The organism is Actinoplanes flavus (genome assembly GCF_017592555.1).
Taxonomy (GTDB): domain Bacteria; phylum Actinomycetota; class Actinomycetes; order Mycobacteriales; family Micromonosporaceae; genus Actinoplanes; species Actinoplanes flavus.
On sequence record NZ_JAGFNS010000052.1, the window covers coordinates 1 to 19,200 of the forward strand.

The window sequence follows — 19,200 nt, forward strand, 5'->3', positions numbered from 1 at the left end:
AGACCGCGGACTTCGGCGGCAGATCATGAGGCAGATACGCCCACTGACACCCGGTCCGGTTCTGATAGACGAGCGCGTTGACGATCTCCCGCAGCGCGTAACGACCCTGATGACCCGACACCGACGGACGCCGCTTCTTCCACGCCCGCAAGAACGGCTCAACCAGCGCCCACTGCTCATCGGTCAAATCACTCGGATACGCCCGACGCCCCACCACCCCATTCAAACGTCATGCCAGCGACCACAGACATCGACACAACCCAAAACCAGCACATCGAGCGACACCGAACTGCGGAAAACCCTTACAAAACACCCTCTCAAGCGGCCCTTGGAGCCAGCCGACGTGTGGTCGTCAGGGGCATGGCGTTCGGATCGGGGTGTTGGTCGTTGTGGTCGCGCGGGTCTGGAGGCGGGTCTCGGGGTGGCCGGTGGTGGTCAGCGGAGGGTGGTGAGGGTCCGGGTCACCCGGGTGCGGAGGGTGGGGGGCAGTGGGGTGAAGCCGGCGTGTTCGGCGGCGGCCTGGCCCGGGTCGCTCACCGCGTAGGCGAGGAAGCTGCGCGCCGTCTCGGTGACGGAGCCGCGGCACACCAGCTCGTAGGTGACCGACACGATCGGATAGGCGCCGCCGGACACGGACGTGTGGTCGATCTCCAGGCGTAGGTCGCCGTCGGCGCCGGTGACCCGCGCGGCGGCCACCGTGAGGCCCGCGGCGTGGTCGGACGGGCCGGTGAACCGGCCGTCCGCGGTGCCCACCTGGACGGTCGGCAGCGAGTCCACCCGGGCGTAGGAGAACTCCACGTACCCGATCGCCCCGTCGGTACGGGCGATCGCGGCGGCGACCCGCTGGCTGCCCCGGTGACCGGAGCCGCCGGGGACGGGCCAGTCGCCGCCGGTTCGGTACGGCCAGTCGGCGGGCGCCGTCTCGGCCAGGTAGCGCAGCAGATTGCCGGTGGTGCCGGAGCCGTCCGAGCGGTGCACCACCCGGATCTTCGTGGCGGGCAGGGCGGCGCCCGGGTTGTCGGCGGCGATGGCCGGGGCGTTCCAGGTGGTGATCCGGCCGCCGAAGATCTTCGCGATGGTGGCCGGGGCGAGCCGCAGGTCCCCGACGCCGGCCACGTTGTAGGCGAGCGCGATCGGCCCGATCACCAACGGCAGATGTACGGCCGGGCCGCTGCCGCACCGCCGATCCGCCAGGCTCTGATCAGTTCCGGACAGCGGGGTGTCGGTTCCGGCGAAGTCACCGGTCCCGGCGAGGAAGGCCCGCACCCCGGCGCCGGAGCCGGTGCTCGCGTAGGCGATCGACGCATCCGGGCAGGCGATCTGGTAGCCCTTGATCCAGGCGTTGACCGCGTTGGTCTGCGCCGACGACCCCTGCCCGGCCACGGTGCCGGCCGCGCAGGTGAACGGCGACGCGGCCGGCGCGGCGGGCGCCTCGCATCCGGTCAGCGCGAGAAGCCCCACGACGGCGAGCAGCCGGCGGACGTTCGGAGACGGGTTCATCGGTATTCCGCCAGACGCCGGCGCACGCCGTACGGGATCAGAAGGGCGACGAGCGTGAGGGTCACGACGGGCAGGACCACCCAGCCGGTCGTGGTCCTCTCCGCGGCGCGCAGCGCCCGGTCGAACTCCTGCGCGCGCGCCTCGGTGACGCCCGCCAGCGACGCGTCGAAGTAGGCGAAGTCGAAGGCCGCGTCGCCGCGCCGGATGCCGGTCAGCAGCCGCACCGCCTCGGCGGTCCGGCCGTCGTCGGCCAGGGCGAGGATGCGCTCGTGGCCGGACTGGTAGGCGATCCACCGGTCGGCCGTCTCGGTTCCGGCCAGCCGGATCAGTCCGCCGCGGGGTGCGCCGGGGGCCGAGACCGGCGCGGTCTCCCCGGCGGCCGGCGACACCTCCGGGGAGCGGCAGGCGGCCGTACCGGTGAGACAGGCCGACTTGCTGTCGAAATCGTCCCGGTAGTAGGCCAGATTGGCGCTGACCACATACCGTCCGGTGTCGGCGGCGGCGTCGTAGCCGAGGGCGCGCAGTTCGGAGAGCGCCAGGTAGGGGCCGAGGCCACGGTCCCGGCCGTCGGCGAGCTGCCCGGACTGGGCGTGCAGGACCACGATCGAGGCGAGCGCCAGGATCGCGCCGAGGGCGGTGGCGACGGCGAGCGGCGGGCTCCACGTCCGGCGGAAGCGGCGGGCCAGCCAGATCTGCAGGCCGAGGAGGAGCCCGAGGAGCGCGCCGCCGAGGAGCAGGACGAGGGTCACCCCGGTGCCTTCGGTGGCGGTTTTCCGGGCGTACGCGTCATCCAGCCGTTCCGTACCCGCCTCCCGCAGTTCCCGGGCGGCCGGGAGCAGGCGCTGGTGCAGCAGGTTGGTGGCCTGGGTGTAATAGCCGAGGGCGGCCGGCGCGAGCTGCCCGGCGCCGGCCGGCGGGGCGGTGGCCTGGGCGGTGACGGCCTGCCCGACCCGCTGCCGGTAGACGGCGAGCCCGTCCATCAGGTCGAGCACGATCGCCCGCTCGGCCTGCCCGGCGCCGGTGGTCAGCGACCGTTGCAGGTCCTGGTCCACCTGGTGGCCGCGGTCCCGGTAGGCGCCGAGCGCGTCGATCCGGCTGCCGGCCAGTTCGTCGTTGTCGCCGGCCAGCAGGATGCGGGTGACCTGGGCGTCCAGGTCGCTGAGGGCGAAGTAGAGGTCGGCGGCGGTGGCGGCCTGCGGGGCGGCTTCCCGGCCGATGACCCCGATCTGGTCACGCACCTGGGCCATCACCAGGCTGACCGAGAGCAGCAGCGCGACGGTCGCGCACACCGCGGACGCGGTCCACAGTCTCAGGCGTGCCGGTGTCTCGTTCCGGAACATCGCCTCGATAAACGCGGGCACGCCGTCACGGTAAGCCATTACCGCAATTCCGCGACGGCGCGCCCGGTCGTTTCCTATTCGTTTACCGTACGTCTATCTACCGGCCGTGAGCTGGAAAGATGCGCTTGTCGGGATGCAACGAGGAGGGCAGCGCAATGGTGATCCACTCATTGTTGTCGGCCACCGACGGGGTCCGCCCAGTGGAGAACGGGAAGTTGTTGTCGTTCAATACCGCGACGGTCTTCTCGTCCAGGACGACCACGTCCTCGACGGTCTGGAACGGGAAGGTGAAGGTCTCACCGGCGCCGGCCAGTTTCCGCGGGTCGGCGATGTTCATCAGGTCGACGAGCAGGGTCTTGTCGAGCAGCCCATCGGAGTTCCGGTCCCGTTTGTCGGCGAGGTAGAGCCGCTTGATCACGGCGGTGGCGCCCTGGCCACCGTCCCGCTCGATGATCAGGAACCGGTTCCGGTCGATCGCGACGGCGTCGCCGACGGCCAGATCGGGCGCGCCGAGCCGGTAGACGTACCGCTTGCCGGTGTACTTCCCGGTGCGGGTGTCGAACTCGTTGAGCCGCAGGTCGCCCGTCGTGTCACCGGCGACCGTGCCCTCCAGCAGCGCGTACAGGTGACGGCCGTCGGGCGACTTCGCCAGCCCCTCGAAACCCTTGCTGCCGCCGAGGTTCGCGGTCGTGCCGGTGCGGGTGGCGGTCTCCGGGGCGGTCACGCCGTCGAGAGGGACCGGGGCCGACAGCAGACGGCCGCCCCGGTCGAAATGCAGGAGGTAGGGGCCGAACTCGTCACCGATCCAGTAGCCGCCGGACGGGTCCTCGACGATCGACTCGACGTCGAAGTCGGCACCGGTGAGCATCCGGTCCTCGCGGGTCAGCTTCCACGGCACCCGCCGGTCCGGGTCGGTCAGGTTCACGCCGCCGACCACGTCGACGGTGTGGGTGGCGAAGTCCGGGGCCAGCCGCTGGACACGCAGCAGGAAGTCGGCCGAGTTCGCCTGGTTGCCGTAGCCGTTGTCGGACAGCACGTCGAAGGTGCCGTCGCCGTTGTCCACGATGCCGGAGAAGCCCTGGACCGGCTGGTCGGCGAAGGGCACCGCGTACCCGTTGGTGTTGCCGGTGATCAGGCCGCCGGACGGCTCGCTGCCGGGCACGAAGGTGGCGGCGGGCAGCGAGGCGAACCCGGTCAGGGTCGGTGTGGTGACCTTCGCGGGCCCACCGGCCCGCGCCGCGCCGGTCAGCGTCACGGTCAGGACCAGCGCCAGCGATCCGGTCTGCACGATCTTTCGCATGTGGCCGCACCTTAGGGAGCGTGGATGAACCGCGGCCGACGCTACGGTGGCGCCCGGTCTGCGCCGGGACACACACGCCACGATTCACCCGTCAGGTACGCGACCGGCGCCGGCTGGCCCGGGCCCGGGACGCGTCGTGCCGTGGCAGCGACAGCGGATCGGGCAGATCGTGTGCGGCGCTGAGCCCGTCGGCCCGGCGGATCAGCCGGCCGTCGGCGACCAGGCCGGCGATCAGCGTGGTGAGCCGGGCGTCCACGTCGGTCGACCGTCGCGACGCCCAGCCGTAGAGGCGGCCGGTCGCGGCGAGCAGCCCGTCCACATCGATCGCGCCGGCGTCGACGACCAGCTGTTCCAGGGCGATCCGCAGCTCCGGGTCGGCGATCTGGTCCGCCTTACGGGCCACGCCCTCGGCCCGCAACCGCACCACCGGCGCCAGCTGGCCGGGGTCGCTGAGGAATTCGCCGTCCCACTCCATCCCGGACTCCTCGATGGCCGCGTCCACGGCCGCCCGCGCCTGCCGGGTGATCCGGGTCAGCGCCCACTGCTCACGCAACCGCTGCAGCACGACGGTGATGTGGACCGGCCCCTCCACCTCGGCGATCGTCCGGATCGCCGCGACGATCCGCTCGCGGGTGCCCGCGTCGGCGATGCCGGCGCCGGCCGGCAGCGGGGCGAGTTCCGCCTTTCGGTACGGCTGCGCCCACTCCTCCGGCCCGTGTCCACCGGTGGAGGCGCCGCCGGTGGCCGATGCGCGCTTGACCGGCGCGGTCCGGGCCAGCTTGGCGCTCGTCACCGGTTCGGCGTTCGTGGACTTCTTCGCCCCGGCCGACCGCCCCGGCGCCGCGGCCCGCTTCACCGGCCGCTCAGCCCGCGCGTCCGCCGTCACACCGGTGACGAGTCCGGCGATCGACGCCGCCGGGCCGCGTTGCCGCCGCTGCCGCGCCCGCCGTTCCCGCTGCTCCCGCAAGCGCTGTTCCGCGTCCTCCGCCCGCTCCCGGGTCTCCGTCTCCCGGGTTTCGGCGACCGCCTGGGCCTCGGCGATGGCGTGTGCCCCGGCGATGTCCGCGGCGCGTGCCGCCTCCCGGGCCCGCGTCATCTCCTCGGCGAGCGCCGCCTGCCGGGCCAGCCCCGCCTCCCGGGCCCGGTCCGCTTCCCGCTCCCGTTCCGCCGCTTCCTCGGCATGCGCGATCGCCGCCGCTTCGGCCGCCGCCCGGGCCTGCCCCACGGACCCGAACAGCACATCGGCCACGGTCGGCCGGCTCTCCGCCGCCTCCGGTTCGGCGCCGGCGGCCATGGCGGCCCGCGCCGCGGCGGTCCGGGCCGCCTCGGCCCGCGCCACATCGTCCCGGCTCACCCTTTCGAAGACGGCGGGAGCAACGTTCATCCCGGCCTCTTCCCCCTTCTCGGTACGGGTGACGCGCCCGAAGATCGTCCCGGTCCCGTCCCCGGCGGCGGCTCCGGTCGCCTGGTCGCGGCTCACCCGCTCGAAGACGACCGGCGACACACGGGGGCCCTCGGCCGAACCCGCCGAGCCGAGATCCGGCTCCTCGACCCGGCTCACCCGCTCGAAGACGACCGGCGACACACGGGGGCCCTCGGCCGAACCCATCGCGGCGGGCTCCGGCGCCTCCCGGACGGTGGGCTCGGCGACCGGGCCGGCCGGCTCGCCCCGGTGGCCCACCCGCTCGAACGCCGAGGGTGCGACCCCCGCCTCCGTCCGGCTGACGCGTTCGAACACCGGGCGGGTCACCCGTTGTTCGCCGGGCTCCCCCGCGCCGCGCTCGAACAGCTTCGAACCCGCATAGGGTCGGTCGACCATGGCGCGGGACTCTTCGGCCGCGCGGTCGAAGAGCACGGAGCCCACGGAGGGCCGCTCGGCCCGGCTGACCCGCTCGAACACCGCGGCGGCGATGCGCGGCTCCTCCTCGGCGGGTTCCGCGGAAGCGCCCGGCTCTCCGGCGTGTTCGCGATCGGATGCGGTCATCGCCGGGACCTGATCCGGCGAAACGGGCCAGATGTGGGCGCGGCTGACGCGCTCGAACGTGGCCGGAACCTGCTCCTCCTGGGTGACCGAACCGGTCGGCGCGGCCGGTGCGGCGGTGAAGGGCCCCGAGTCGCTCCGGACGCCGGCGTCCGGCGGCTCGTCCGGCCAGGTCGGCCACGCGGGCTCCCGGTCCGGTCCGGCGGCCCGGGAAGCGGGGACGCCGTCCCACTGCCCGGCGGTGTGCCGTTCGACGTCCTCGATCCCGGCCCGGTAGGCGTCCGCCTCCTCACCGACCTCGGCGAGCGCCTCGGCCACGGTTGCGGCCACCTGCTCGGCGAACTCCTCCACCTCGGCGTCGATCGCGTCCTCGACGGGGACGACGGTCACCACGTCGGGCATGTCCATCTCGACGTCGACGTCGGCGACCGTCCCGAAGTCCGGTTCGGACGCCGCGAGGTCTGCCTCCCGTTCGCCGTACCCGGCCGCCGCGTAGTCCGGCACCAGATCGTCATGTCCGGCGGCGGAACCGGCCGTCGGGTGATCCGGCGCCTGCCCGGCGTACCCCTCTGAGGTGACCGTGACCGGCTCGCCCTGCCCGGCCCACATCTCGTCGGCGGTGGCGTCCTCGATCTCGACGGTCAGTTCGGGCGCCAGTTCCTCCGGTGGCAGGTCGGCGAGGGCCTGCTCGACGGCGGTACGCAGACGCTGTTCCTCGTTCTCCCGGTCGAGATACCAGGCGGTGCCCCAGATGCGGTGCAGCCGCCAGCCGTGCTCGCGCAGCACCTGCTCGCGCAACCGGTCACGGTCGCGGGCGGCGGGCGCCGAGTCGTAGGTGGTTCCGTCGCACTCGACGCCGAGCACGAACGGCGCGTTGCGGCGGGGCGAGCGGCGGACCGCCAGGTCGATGCGGAAGGCGCCGGCGCCGACCCGGGTACGCACCCGGTAGCCCCAGGACCGCAGCACGTCGCGGACCGACTCCTCGAACGGGGTCTGCACCGCGGGGGCGGGCTCGTCGAGGCCGAGTGCCGCCTCGCCGCGGGTCGCGTAGTCGAGGTATCCGGCGAGCGGGCGCATCTCCTCGGTGCCGGGCAGGTCACGAGACCGCAGCGAGGTGACCACCTCGACCCGGCGGGCGGCCCGGGTGGTGGCGACGTTGAGCCGCCGCCACCCGTCGGCGCCGGCCAGTCCGCCCAGGTCGTCGCCGATGGCGAGGATGACCACGTCACGTTCGTCGCCCTGGACGGTGTCCAGGTCCTTGATGAAGAAGCCGCGGAGCCGGTCGTGCTCCGGCGGGACGACCATGTCGGCGACGGCGGTCTCGATCTCGGCGGCGAGTTCGGGGGTGCAGGCGACGACGCCGAGGGAGAGTTCGGGGCGGGTGACGAAGTGGTGCGCGACCCGCCCGGCGACCATCCCGGCCACGTCGTGCTCGCCGGTCCCGGTGACGGCCGGGAAGAGCTGGACGCCGGTGTCCGGTCCGGCCGGCGCGACCGGCGGGAAGGTGTTGAGCGCCCCCTGGTAGAAGGTGTGGTTGGCGAAGGTGATCAGCGACTCGTGCCGGCTGCGGTAGTGGGTGCCCAGGTCAAGCACCTCGAACGCGGCGCAGCCGATGGCGAGGTCCAGGATGGACCGGCCGCCGCCGGGGGTGGGCAGGGCGGTGAGCTGCCGGTCGTCGCCGACCGCGATGAACGAGGCGCCGCGGAAGATGCAGGTGACGGCGTCCGGTACGGGCACCCGGGACGCCTCGTCGACGATCACCACGTCGAAGATCAGGTCGGCCGGCAGCAGGCGGCTGACGTCGGCCGGCACGGTGAGCACGCAGGGTTTGACCGCGAGGGTGGCGTTGCGGGTCTGCCCGATCAGGTCCCGGACCGGCGGGCGGCGGGCGTTCTGTGCGGCGGAGGCCCGCAGCAGGGCGGCCTCGCCGGCGACGGCGCCGGTCGGCTGGAGTTCGTCGACGGCGTTCATCACGTCGGCGACCGCGGCGCGCTGCAGTCGCTCGTCCCAGTGGCGGAACTCCTCGACCAGGCGTTCCCGGGCGGCGGCGTCGAGCGGTGGCAGCCGGTCGTCCTCGCGGATCACGGTGTCCACCCAGGACTGGAAGAGGGCGCGCCCGAGCACCGGCAGGATCTGCCCGACCGGCAGGTCCTCGCGGGCGCAGAAGTCGACGACGGCGTCCAGCCCGTGTTCGGTCAGGACGGTACGGGCGGCCTGGTACTCGAACCACTCCTGCTGCCCTTTGCCGTCTGCGATCAGCGCCCGGATCAGGTCGCGGGCCTGCTCGTAGTCGTCGAGGGCGGCGGTGAGCGACGGGTGCCGGCGCGGGGCGAAGGCGCGCAGGATCCCGTCCCGGGCGGCCTGCCATTCGGCGACCCGGGACGGCAGCGCGTCGGTGGGCCGGGACCGGGACAGGGCGGCGGCCTGCCCGGGGGTGAACGCCGTGTCGACGCCGATCCGGATGCGCCGGGCCTCGGCGGTCCAGGCCATCGCGGAGGCCAGCGCCTCGACATCGGTCTGGGTGCCCTGGAACACCGGCCCGAGCACCCGGCCGTACTCGGCGGCGTTGGCGGACAGGGCGGCGGCCGCGTCGGCGGCGCTCTCCCGCAGCATCCCGACGGCGGCCGACTCGGCGAGGGTGAAGTCCCGTCCGGCGGCCGAGCTGTAGGCCTCGACGAGTTCGGCCGCGGCGGTCAGCGGGTCGATGTGCGAGCGCATCCAGGTGACCGCGTCCTGGATCGGCCCGGCGGCGAGCTGTGGCCGGGGCGCGGGCTCGGGTGGCGGGTGCAGGGCGGCGGTCCACCGGTCGAACTCCTGGCGGGCCTCGCCGACGATCCGGATGATCGCGCCGTTCGGGGTGCCGGCACTGACCCGTTCGATGATGGCCGGCAGGGCCTCCGGCGGCGTCACCCGCATCACCTCGTCGGCGGTGTCGAGGGCACGGTCGATGGCGTCGAAGTCGGTGTCCAGGCGGTGCCAGTGGTGGCCCAGGATCCGGGCGTGTTCGTCTTCCGCCCGGTCCAGCTCCTGCATCGCCTTCTTCCAGGCGGCCGCGATGCCGAGGTTGGCGACCACCTGTGAGCGTTTGACGTCCGGCCGGGCGATCTCGGCGGCCGCCTTCTTGTCCCGCCGGTAGGGCGCCCGCAGCTTCCGGATTCCCTTGTGCACGGTGGCGAACCGGGTGGCCAGCTCGTCGACCGGGTGGGCGAGCGCCGCCTCGTTGAAGTGCTCGCGCGCCCGGGACTCGGCGGCTCTGGCCACGTCGACGGCGCGGTGCAGGGTCCGGGCGGCGGTGCGGGCGTTCGCCGTTCCGGCCGGGTGGAACCAGGCGGCCTCCGGTTTGTCCGGCCGGGCCAGCAGGTCGACGATGTCGGAGACCCGGTGGATGTCGGAGAAGGTGACCACGTTGGGCAGCCCGAGCCGGGCGGTGACCCGGTCCAGGCTGTGCTGGTGCTGTTCCAGCCGGTCGGCCTCGTCGGCGAAGCGGCGGGCCAGGCCACGGGCCTGGGCGGCGGTGAGCGGCAGCAGTTCGATCGGCGGCGGGTCGAGGTGTACGAGACTCGGCACGACCGGCAGCCGGCCCGGGGTGGGCAGCGACTCCCAGGTGACGCCGGACCGTGCCCGGACCGCGTCCTCGGCCTGGTGCAGGGCCTTGAGGTGGCGCAGCAGGTTCTCGGCGGCGCGGGCCACCGGTTCCAGGCTGTCCAGGGTGAGCCACTCGTCGACGGCTGCGGCGGGACGGCGGGCGGCGTGGCCGATCAGCGTGGTGAGGGCGATCGCGTCGGCCAGGTCGCGGGCCCGGAAGGCGAACGCCGTCGGGTCGGTGCCGACCGCCGCGGCGAGGTGTTCGAGGGCGGTCTGCGCCTGGTGCAGGCGGGCGTCGAGCCGGTTGCGGTCGATCACCTCACGCCACAGGAAGTCCTCGCCCAGCAGCGCGGGACGCCAGGCACGGCTCATGCGGTCGGCGGCGTCGCGGACGGTCTGCAGCGACTGGGTGGTGAGCGGGACCGGCAGGGCCGGCGGGACCGGGGCGGCCGGTACGTCGATCATCTGCGCGCACATGCCGAGGACGTCGTGCAGGCGGTGTCCGAGCGGTTCGCGAACCTCGTTCATCGCCTCGGCGTACGCGTTGAGCCGTATCCGGTGGTCGCGCAGTTCCTCCCGCTCGTCGGTGGACAGACCGGGCGGCGGGAGCGGGATGAAGTCGAGGGCGGCGGCGAGGGTGGTCGCGACCCGGTCCCGGCCGGCGCGGTCGCTGTGCAGTTCGAGCAGGTAGTCGTCGAGCCCGACACCGGCCAGCCGGTCCTTGACCACGTCCAGGGCGGCGGCCTTCTCGGAGACCAGCAGGACCCGTTTCCCGGCGAAGATCAGGCCGGCGATCATGTTGGCGATGGTCTGCGACTTGCCGGTGCCGGGGGCGCCGCGCATCACGAAGCTGCGCCCGGACATGGCGGCCGCGACGCAGGCCCGCTGGGCGGCGTCCGCGTCGAGGACGAGCGGGACGTCGTCGGGTGAGGCGACGTCGTCGATGCGCCGGCCGGGGATCGGCTCGAACTTGAACGCGTCGATCTGCGCCCGGGCGTCGGTGGCCAGCGCGCGGACCACCGGGTGGGCGAGGATCTGCCGCTCGTTCTCGATCAGGTCCTGGTAGACGACCTCGCGGTGGACGGTGAACCGGGACAGCAGGATGGCCTCGTCGGTGCGCCACTCCGGGTGCTCGCTGATCGCCGCGTCCAGCCGGGCCCAGAAGACGGTGACGTCGAGGCCGGTCAGGCTCTCGACGGCGGGAAGTCCGACGCCCATCCGCTTGAGCCGGACGGCGAGCGCCGGGTTGACCAGCGGGTCGTCCGGGCGGGCGCGCAGCCGTGGGTAGTCCAGCGGGCCGGTGGTGAGCAGGTCCACCGGGAGCAGCAGGATCGGGCTGGCGTACTCGCGCCGGTCGTCCTTCCAGTGCAGGGTGCCGACGGCGAGGAAGAGCGTGGACATGCCGTACTCGAGCTCGTGGCGGTGGGCCTCGCGGCTGAGCACGCGCAGGGTGGCGTCCATCTCGGCGTCGGTCATGTGGGTCTGGAAGGCGCTGGCGACGCGCGGCCGGGGCCCCTCCCGGTGTTCCTCGGCGCCGAGGAAGCCGCACTCGCGGCCCTGTTGGAGGGCTTCGAGCACACTGCGCGGTGAGGGGTCGTCGATCGCCACCACGCCGGGGCCCCACGGGTCGACGTGGATGAGCGGGTTGGCGTCGCTGAGGTCGAGCAGACCGGCACGCCAGGTTTCCAGCACTCCGCGTACGCGCGCATCCGGCCGCCCGGTCAGCCCGTCAGCATCATCCCACCGCATTTCCTCATTCCAGCAAGGCGAGGTGGGTCACCGTGCCGTTTTTCCGGGTTAATCCGACGTATCCGGCTTTATCAGATGAAGTCAGTCCCAGGACGGGACCCACCACTGCCATCCCGCGGGAGCCGGGGGCCAGGCCGGATCGGGCCGCCAGCCGTCCGGCGGATACCACCCGGCGGGCGGGGTCGGCCAGTCCGGCGGCACCACGAACGTGATGCCGGTGGGCGCGGGCGGGATCGGCGGGTGCGGATCGGCGGCCGGTGAGACCGGGGACACCGCGGAGGCCGAGGAGACCGGGTTCATGGTGCTGAGCGCGCCGGAGTTGGCCTTCACCACGGCGGCCAGCGCCGGGATGACCGTGGTCTCGGCGATCTCCATGGCCTGGACGTCGAGGGCGGCCGGGGACACCGGGGTGGGCATCGGCTCGGTGAGCGTCGAGGTCTGCGGGACCGGCCGGGTGGCGGGCGGGTCGAGCTGCGGCGCGCCGGCTCCGGGCAGCGAGCCGGTGGCCGGCAGGCCGGGCAGCGCGCTGCTCCCGGCCGCCCAGGTGGGCACGCCGTTGCTGGGAACGGCCCAGCTGGGCAGGCCGGCGCCCGGCTCGGCCCATTTCAGGGAACCGTCCGCGGCGGACGCCCAGCTCGGCACCGGCTCCGGCTCGGCGTAGGAGGGCACGGCGGGGGCGGGCCGCATGTCGGCCGGCGAGGTGGGATGTCCCGGTACGGGCAGGGCCGCCGGAGCGGGCACGGCGGACGGGCCGGCCGGGGACACCGGCGGCTGCATCGTCGCCGGCGACGCCCAGCTGGGCAGCGGCTCGCCGGTGGTCACCCAGTTCGGCACGAGGCCACCGGAGGCGGGCCCACCGGACATGAGCGGACTGCCGGCCGGGGTGGGGGTGGTGCCCGGCGTGGCCGGTCCCGTGGCCACGCCGGAGCCGGGGACGCTCGCGGTGCCACGGCCGGGGGCCGGGGCGGCGGCCGGGCGGCGGGCCGGGGCCCGCCAGCTCTCCGGCAGGTCCTGGACGCGGGCGATGTAGAGCATCACCTCGTTCTTGTCGGCGCTGCCCCGGACGATGGCGCGGGCCGCGGTGACCAGGCCCTGCTCGGCCATGTGCCGCAGCACCGGGAGCAGTTCGCCGCTCATCTTCGGGCTGAGATCACCGACCCGGGCCTCGCCGATGCGCACCTCGACCAGGTGGTCGGCCATCTCGTGCAGCGTGACGTACGCCCAGCACTCCCCCTCCGGGCGCAGCACCAGCCGCAGCGCGTCGAGCGACGGCTGCTGGCCGACGACCTGGACGGCCGAACCGGAGGGCAGGAGCCGGTGCTCGCTCGACGGCGGCGAGTTGGCCGGCACGAGCATGTGCGGTTCGGCGAGGTCGAGCCGGATGGAGGCGTCGAAGGCGGCGGGACGGCCGTCGGCGGCGCCCCACTCCCGGCCGGTGATCCGGGCGTTGACCTCGGGGATCAGGCCGCGGTTGGTGAGCGTGGTGAGCACCTGGACATACCGCGCGGCCTCCGGCCGGGGCAGGTGCCCGAGCAGGCTGGAGCCCGACCAGACGCCGACGGCGTTACGATCGTGCCGGTTGTTGCGGTCCGGGATGAGCTGGACCGGGACGGTTATGTCGGTCCCCTGCGGGTTGACGTCGTCGCCGAAGAGCGCACGTATCGCCTTCGCGTAGTGCGTTTCGCCGACCACCTCGGCACTCGCCCAGCCCGCTTGTCCCCAAAGTTGGAACCGATTCGCCACGCGGAAACGCTAGTGTCTGCTTTCCGTCAGTGACCTCACCCGTACGGATGAGTGCGATCAACCGTACGTTCCGTATCCGGGTCACTCGCATGGAGCGACTGAATTACCGTTCAGTCGCGGATCAACCCGGCGACCCGCCCAAACGGGACGCCGGGCAGCGCGAGCCTAGAGCCGGACCACCATCTTGCCGGTGTTCTCCCCGCGGAGCAGACCGAGGAACGCCTCCGGCGCGTTCTCCAGCCCGTCCACGATCGTCTCCCGGGCGGTGATCCGGCCCTCCCGCAGCCAGCCACCGACCTCGGCGACGAAATCGGGGGTCCGGTGCCCGTGGTTGCCGACGATGAAGCCGCGCAGGTTGAGCTCCTTGCCGATGGCCGCCGCCAGGTTGCGCGGCGCGGCCCCCGGGGTGGTGTCGTTGTACTGCGCGATCGCGCCGCAGAGCGCCACCCGGCCGAACATGTTCAGCGAGCCGATCGCGGCCTCCAGGTGGTCGCCACCGACGTTGTCGAAATACACGTCGATGCCGTCCGGCGCGGCCGCGCGCAGCTGCTCGCGCACCGGGGCGTCCTTGTAGTTGAACGCGGCGTCGAAGCCGAGGTCGTCGACCAGGTGGCGGGCCTTCTCCGCGGAACCGGCGCTGCCGATCACGCGCTTCGCTCCGCGGAGCCGGGCGATCTGGCCGGCGACACTGCCCACCGCGCCGGCCGCGCCGGACACGAAGACGGTGTCACCCTCACGGAACTGCGCGATGTCCAGCAGTCCGACGTACGCCGTGAGGCCGGTCATCCCGAGCAGCCCCAGGTAGGCGGAGAGGCTGGGGGCGGCGGCCGGGTCGACCACCCGCACCCGGGTGGCGTCGGTGGCCGCGAACTCCCGCCAGCCCAGGTTGTGGCTGACGAAGGCGCCCACCGGCACACCGTCGGCGTTCGAGGCGACCACCTCACCGACCGCGCCGCCGTCCAGCGGGTGGCCCACCCGGAACGGCGGGATGTAGGACTTCGCGTCGTTCATCCGGCCCCGCATGTACGGGTCGACGGACATGAAGACGTTGCGGATCAGCACCTGGCCGGGGCCGGGCTCGGGCACCGGCGTCTCGGCGATCTCGAAATTCTCGGCGGTGGGCCAGCCCACGGGGCGGGACGCGAGGCGGATCTCTCTCATGGAATCGACACTACGTCGAAAAAATCGACACCGCGTTAGTGTGTCTGCATGAGCACACTTCCCGGCCCGGGCCGGCGCCGTGGTCCCAGCAAGGGCGACCGGCGTGAGCGCGCCATCCTGGAGACCGCGTGCACCCTGCTGGCCCGGAAGCCGCTCGCCGACATCACCATCGACGAGCTGGCCGCCGGCGCGGACATCTCCCGGTCCAGCTTCTACTTCTACTTCGACTCGAAGCTCGCGGTCGTGGTGGCGCTGCTGCACGGGCTCACCGGCGAGCTGGGCCGCGACTCCGGCCCGTGGCTGGACGGCTCCGGCCCGGACGAGGCGGCGCTGCGCCGGTCGCTGACCGCGCTCGCCGTGCTCTGGCGCGATCAGGGCCGGCTGATCTCCGGCGCGCTGGCCGCCGCTCCCGGCTGCCCGCCGCTGGCCGAGTGGCGAGCCGGGCTGCGGGCCGCCCACGTGGACCGGCTCGCCGCCCGGATCAGCCGGGACCGGGCCGCCGGCCTGGCGCCGGACGGGCCGGAGCCGCGCGTGCTGGCCGGGCTGGTCGACGATCTGCGGACCGCCGCGTTCGCCGCCGCCGCCGATCCGGAGGCGCTGGTGGACGACCTGGTCACGGTCGAGTTGCGGATGCTCTACGGCGATTTCCGGATTCCCCACCCGATCCGGTGACCCGGCGCGCACCCTGGGTTCATGCGTATCGGTGTCATTGGAGCGGGTCGGCTCGGCGGCACTCTTGCCAGGTGGTGTGCCGAGAGCGGGCACGAGGTCGCGGTCACCTCACGTCATCCGGAACGGTTGCGCGCCGAGGTGGGCCGCGACGACGCGCCGCTACGGGTCATGCCGGTCCCGCAGGCGGCCGCCTTCGGCGACGTGGTGATCTTCAGCCCGAACTGGTCGTCGGCGCGGGAGGCGATCGACATGACCGGTGGCGCGCTCGTCGACAAGGTGGTGATCGACGCGACCAACCCGGAGCCGGACGGCGCACCGGGCCCGGGCGGCCTGGCCGGCATCGGCATGCCGGACGGGATGAGCGGCCTGGAGACCCTGATCGAGTGGGCTCCCGAGGCGCACTGGGCCAAGGCGTTCAACACCATGTCCGCCGAGGTGCTCAGCCGCCGGCGCGGGCATGATCCGCTGCTCACCGAGTACGTCTGCACCGACCAGCGCGACGCCCGCGAGGCGGCGACCCGGATCATCCGGGATCTCGGGTTCGCCCCGTTCTACGTGGGCGGCCCGCACGCCGCGCTGCTCACCGAGACCGGCGGCCCGCTGCGGATGCTCGAGGTCGACGTGGAGGACGCCACCGACGTGCTGGCCGAGGCCCTCACCACGCTGCGCTGACCGGACCCCGGCCCGTCGTCGCGCCGGCGCAGCCAGGCGGCGTGCGTCTCGCGGGCCGAGGGTGAGCCGGACGTTCCGATGCTGATGGTCACCGCTGCCTCCCCGTTGAGGTTCATCACTGCGGCCGGGTTCATCGACCGCCGGGCCCCCTTCTGAAGGAATTCCGCCGAGCCGGGTTGCCGGGAGCCCTCGCACCCCCTAACGTACAACCACATGGTTGTAGATTCCGGAGTCGCCGACGCCGACCGCGTCTTCCACGCGCTGGCCGACGCGACCCGGCGCGACATCCTGACCCGGGTGATCCGGAGCGGGATGTCCGTCTCGGAGCTGGCCCGCCTCTATCCGATGAGCTTCGCCGCGGTGCAGAAGCACGTCGTGGTGCTGGAACGGGCCGCCCTGGTCAGCAAGACCCGGCGCGGACGGGAGCAGATCGTGCGGGGCGAGGTCGAGGCACTGCGCCGGGTGGCGCGGTTGCTGGACGGCTATGAGCGGTTGTGGCGCCATCGGGCCGCCGCCATCGAGGAGATCCTCAAGGAGGAGCAGTGACGGTCATCAGCAGCACGAAGGACGCCGGCGCGCTGACGCTGACGTTCGTCGCCGAGTTCGCGGCGCCGGTCGACCGGGTCTGGCAGGTCTGGGCCGATCCGCGCAAGCTGGAGCGCTGGTGGGGCCCGCCGACGTGGCCGGCCACCTTCGACCGGTACGACTTCAAGCCCGGTGGCGCGGTCCGCTACCACATGACCGGACCGGACGGGACGAAGGCGCGGGGCTGGTGGGCGTTCACCGACATCGAGGAGCCGTCCCGTCTGGAGTTCGACGACGGGTTCGCCGGAGACGACGGCGAGCCGGTGGACCCGGAGGACGTCGGGCACGTCGCGGTCACCCTGGAGGCGGCCGGCCCGGGCACCCGCATGACGACGGTGAACGTCTTCCGCAGCGCCGAGCAGATGGAGCGGTTGCTGGAGATGGGCCAGGAGGAGGGCATGCGGCAGGCGATGGGCCAGGTGGACGCGATCCTCGCGGGCTGAGGCGGGCGGAAACGGCCTCCCCGGCACATCCGGGCGCGGTAGCGTCGGATCATTCCCCGACAACCGCGCCCGGAGGGGCCAGATGCCCACCTGGCTGATCCTGCTCGTCGCGCTGGCCGCGGTGGCGGCCGGCGTGCTGGTGGCGCGCCGCCGCGTCCACCCGGAGGCCGGTGGCGCGGGCGGTCCGGGCGTCCCGGGGCGGATCACGGAGCTCACCGAGGCGCTGCGGGAGCGCGACGCCGAGGTGGAGCGGCTGCGGGCCGATCTGGAGGCGCAGGCGCAGGCCGCGCAGGACCGGCAGCGGGAGCTGAACCAGCGGTTGCGGCGCCGGGCCCGGGAGGCGATCGACGACACGGCCGAGGTGATCGGCGGCAAACTGGCGGACGTGGTGCTCCAGATGGGCGCCGCGCGGGACACGGCGGCCGCCACCCACGAGCGGGTCACGATCACCAGTGACGCGGCGAGCGCGCTGGTCCGACGGGCGCACAGCGCCGACGAGGCGGCCACCGCGCTGAACGACAGCCTGCGCCAGGTGGCCGGGATCGCCAGCGTGATCTCCGGGATCGCCTCGCAGACCCGGCTGCTGGCGCTGAACGCCACCATCGAGGCGGTCCGGGCGGGCGAGGCCGGCAGCGGCTTCGCGGTGGTCGCCGACGAGGTGAAGAGCCTGGCCGACACGACCGCCGACTCCACCGAGCAGATCACCAGCACGATCGCGACGCTGGAGGCGGACGTCGCCCAGATGGGCCAGACGCTGAGCGCCATCATCGCCGACGTCGGCCACATCGAGGACGCGATGCGCCACCTCGACCAGATCACCGATCAGCAGCACGACATCGTCGGGCGGCTGCACCACAGCGTGGACGCGACGATGGCCCAGATCGGGGACCTGTCCCACGTGGCCGAGCGGCTGGAGCGCCGCCGCCACGACCGGCTGCCGGTCAAGGGGCCGGTCCGGCTGGAGACGGCGTCACTGCCGGCGCCGGTCACCGCCGAGATGATCGACCTCAGCTCGGACGGGCTGGGCTGCCTGGTCCCGGTCGGCGCCCGGATCACCGATGGCGAGCTGGTGCGCGTCCAGTTCGCGTGGGACGGCCTGGCCGCGGGCGCCGACGCCCGGGTGGTCCGCCGGGCGGCCCGCGACGACGGCACCGAGATCGGTCTGGAGTTCCAGGGCGTGCCCGAGCACACCCGGGACGAGGTGATCCGCTTCCTGGCCCGGCAGATTCCGGCGGAGCCCTGACCCGCCTCTAGCCTTCCACGCCGGTGGCGTCGTGCGGGGCGCCGACCGGTTTCGACTCCGGGGAGCCGCGCTGCCGCAGATAGATCGAGAGGATCACCATCGACGCCACGGCGAGCAGCTCGGACTGCCAGTTCTGCAGGGTGCGGTTCCAGAAGTCGGGCTCGGTCAGGTACTCCGCCCAGGTGACCGGCTCCTGGAGGTCGCGCAGCTGCCGCTCGTTGAAGGCGGCCGCCCCGGCGATCGACTGGGCCAGCCAGGAGCCGGCGAAGAGCAATCCCATCACCAGGCCGAGCGAGTTGGACAGCAACGCCCGGCGCAGTCCGCCGGCGTGCGCCCAGGCGGGTGAGTCCTCGGTGGCGTACCGGCCGACCTTCTGCTCGCGGTCCGCCTCCCGGCCCTCCTTGCCGGGCTTCTTCGACTCCGGGGAGCCTTTCTGGACCAGCCAGGTGGTCAGGAGGATGTAGAGGAAGAACTGGAGGTACTCGGACTGCCAGTTCTCGGCCACGTCGGCGGCGAAGGAGGCCGAGGTCAGGTAGCGGCCCAGGCTCACCCGCTCCAGCCCGGCGGTGATCTGCTGCTGGTTGAAGTCGGCGTGCCCGGCGAACCCCTGCGCCACCAGCACGATCAGGAACAGCAGCCCGAAGACCAGGCCGAGGGAGTTGTCCCGCAGTGCCCGTCTCACCGGTGCAGCACCCCGAGCACGGCGAAATACACCAGTCCGAGCGTCACCACGGACAGCAGCAGAAGGTATTGGAACCGCATTCACCTCTCACCCACCCCGTCATCCCCGGATCCGGCAGTCGTAGGGACGTTCGCCGCGGGGGGTGCAGCCGGCGGCCACCACCCGCCAGCCGTCCCGGAAGACCGCCAGGAACACGGCGTCGTCCTCGAAGCTGACGAGCGCGCTCTGCCCGTACACCCGGGAATCGGCGACCGGCGACGGCGCGGTGAGCGCCTCACTCAGAATGCTCTGCTCGCAGGGCGCGTCGATCTCGGCCTCGGTCTCCGGCGCGAGAGCGCCGCAGGCGGCCGCGCCGTCCCCGCCGGCGACCGCCTGGAGGAAGGCCCGGGCGGTCTGTTCGGCGGCCGACGACCGCTCGCTGAGCGACGCGCACCCGGCCGGCGTCATCGTCACCAGCGCCGCCGTCAGCAGCACAGCCGTCCGGGGCATCGCCGTCCGCGGCATCGCCGGCCGGGGAATCGTCGTCCGGGGATTCGCCGTCCGC

At 73.3% G+C, this 19,200-nt stretch carries 14 protein-coding genes; 5 read left to right on the top strand and 9 right to left on the bottom strand.

Translation table 11 applies throughout. The features are described 5' to 3' along the window. The 7 genes from J5X75_RS41900 to J5X75_RS41930 form a co-directional block, all read right to left on the bottom strand. Positions 1-217, bottom strand: a 217-nt coding sequence (locus J5X75_RS41900) for a transposase (protein ID WP_208473302.1), incomplete at its 3' end; no start/stop codon positions are given. A 218-nt stretch (positions 218-435) separates the two neighbouring features. Next, positions 436-1,500, bottom strand: a complete 1,065-nt coding sequence (pstS, locus tag J5X75_RS41905) for a phosphate ABC transporter substrate-binding protein PstS (protein ID WP_208473303.1) — start codon at positions 1,498-1,500, stop codon at positions 436-438. Continuing rightward, the gene (locus tag J5X75_RS41910; protein WP_307798626.1) at positions 1,497-2,861 is read right to left on the bottom strand and encodes a GlnX family signal transduction membrane protein; all 1,365 of its coding nucleotides are present in this window, start codon (positions 2,859-2,861) and stop codon (positions 1,497-1,499) included. The genes pstS and J5X75_RS41910 overlap by 4 nt, the downstream gene beginning before the upstream one ends. A 76-nt stretch (positions 2,862-2,937) precedes the next feature. After that, positions 2,938-4,140, bottom strand: coding sequence for an esterase-like activity of phytase family protein (locus J5X75_RS41915; RefSeq protein ID WP_208473304.1), 1,203 nt, complete (start codon positions 4,138-4,140; stop codon positions 2,938-2,940). Positions 4,141-4,231: 91 nt separating this feature from the next. Continuing rightward, positions 4,232-11,455 (bottom strand): DUF3320 domain-containing protein, encoded by a 7,224-nt coding sequence (locus J5X75_RS41920; RefSeq protein WP_208473305.1) that lies wholly within the window; start codon positions 11,453-11,455, stop codon positions 4,232-4,234. Between the two features lie 81 nt (positions 11,456-11,536). Then, on the bottom strand, positions 11,537-13,198 hold the full coding sequence (locus J5X75_RS41925) for a hypothetical protein (RefSeq protein ID WP_208473306.1): 1,662 nt from the start codon (positions 13,196-13,198) through the stop codon (positions 11,537-11,539). Between the two features lie 165 nt (positions 13,199-13,363). Next, complete coding sequence (locus tag J5X75_RS41930; protein WP_208473307.1) at positions 13,364-14,359, bottom strand: NADP-dependent oxidoreductase; 996 nt, start codon at positions 14,357-14,359, stop codon at positions 13,364-13,366. A gap of 48 nt (positions 14,360-14,407) precedes the next feature. Here J5X75_RS41930 and J5X75_RS41935 point away from each other — a divergent pair, with 48 nt between their 5' ends. The 5 genes from J5X75_RS41935 (at position 14,408) to J5X75_RS45800 (ending at position 17,974) form a co-directional block, all read left to right on the top strand. After that, entirely contained in the window at positions 14,408-15,031 is a 624-nt protein-coding gene (locus J5X75_RS41935; RefSeq protein WP_208473308.1) for a TetR/AcrR family transcriptional regulator, read from the top strand. Positions 15,032-15,052: 21 nt separating this feature from the next. Further along, a complete protein-coding gene (locus J5X75_RS41940) occupies positions 15,053-15,703 on the top strand; it encodes an NADPH-dependent F420 reductase (RefSeq protein WP_208473309.1) in 651 nt (216 codons plus the stop codon). 213 nt (positions 15,704-15,916) lie between these two features. Continuing rightward, on the top strand, positions 15,917-16,249 hold the full coding sequence (locus tag J5X75_RS41945; protein ID WP_208473310.1) for an ArsR/SmtB family transcription factor: 333 nt from the start codon (positions 15,917-15,919) through the stop codon (positions 16,247-16,249). Further along, on the top strand, positions 16,246-16,731 hold the full coding sequence (locus J5X75_RS41950; RefSeq protein WP_208473311.1) for an SRPBCC family protein: 486 nt from the start codon (positions 16,246-16,248) through the stop codon (positions 16,729-16,731). Before J5X75_RS41945 ends, J5X75_RS41950 begins: the two co-directional genes overlap by 4 nt. Positions 16,732-16,813: 82 nt before the next feature. After that, positions 16,814-17,974, top strand: coding sequence for a methyl-accepting chemotaxis protein (locus tag J5X75_RS45800; RefSeq protein ID WP_208473312.1), 1,161 nt, complete (start codon positions 16,814-16,816; stop codon positions 17,972-17,974). A gap of 7 nt (positions 17,975-17,981) precedes the next feature. Here J5X75_RS45800 and J5X75_RS41960 read toward each other — a convergent pair whose 3' ends face one another. Both J5X75_RS41960 and J5X75_RS41965 read right to left on the bottom strand, forming a co-directional pair. Next, positions 17,982-18,656: a DUF6766 family protein gene (locus J5X75_RS41960; RefSeq protein WP_208473313.1), complete on the bottom strand. Its 675-nt coding sequence runs from the start codon at positions 18,654-18,656 to the stop codon at positions 17,982-17,984. Positions 18,657-18,755: 99 nt separating this feature from the next. Further along, on the bottom strand, positions 18,756-19,145 hold the full coding sequence (locus J5X75_RS41965; protein WP_208473314.1) for a hypothetical protein: 390 nt from the start codon (positions 19,143-19,145) through the stop codon (positions 18,756-18,758). Positions 19,146-19,200: the final 55 nt, after the last annotated feature.

Bases quoted from the DNA above. Each gene is read 5' to 3' on its own strand.
- pstS (WP_208473303.1), bottom strand. From the start codon at position 1,500: ATGAACCCGTCTCCGAACGTCCGCCGGCTGCTCGCCGTCGTGGGGCTT.
- J5X75_RS41915 (WP_208473304.1), bottom strand. From the start codon at position 4,140: ATGCGAAAGATCGTGCAGACCGGATCGCTGGCGCTGGTCCTGACCGTG.
- J5X75_RS41920 (WP_208473305.1), bottom strand. From the start codon at position 11,455: ATGCGGTGGGATGATGCTGACGGGCTGACCGGGCGGCCGGATGCGCGC.
- J5X75_RS41930 (WP_208473307.1), bottom strand. From the start codon at position 14,359: ATGAGAGAGATCCGCCTCGCGTCCCGCCCCGTGGGCTGGCCCACCGCC.
- J5X75_RS41935 (WP_208473308.1), top strand. From the start codon at position 14,408: ATGAGCACACTTCCCGGCCCGGGCCGGCGCCGTGGTCCCAGCAAGGGC.
- J5X75_RS41940 (WP_208473309.1), top strand. From the start codon at position 15,053: ATGCGTATCGGTGTCATTGGAGCGGGTCGGCTCGGCGGCACTCTTGCC.
- J5X75_RS41945 (WP_208473310.1), top strand. From the start codon at position 15,917: ATGGTTGTAGATTCCGGAGTCGCCGACGCCGACCGCGTCTTCCACGCG.
- J5X75_RS45800 (WP_208473312.1), top strand. From the start codon at position 16,814: ATGCCCACCTGGCTGATCCTGCTCGTCGCGCTGGCCGCGGTGGCGGCC.
- J5X75_RS41965 (WP_208473314.1), bottom strand. From the start codon at position 19,145: ATGCCCCGGACGGCTGTGCTGCTGACGGCGGCGCTGGTGACGATGACG.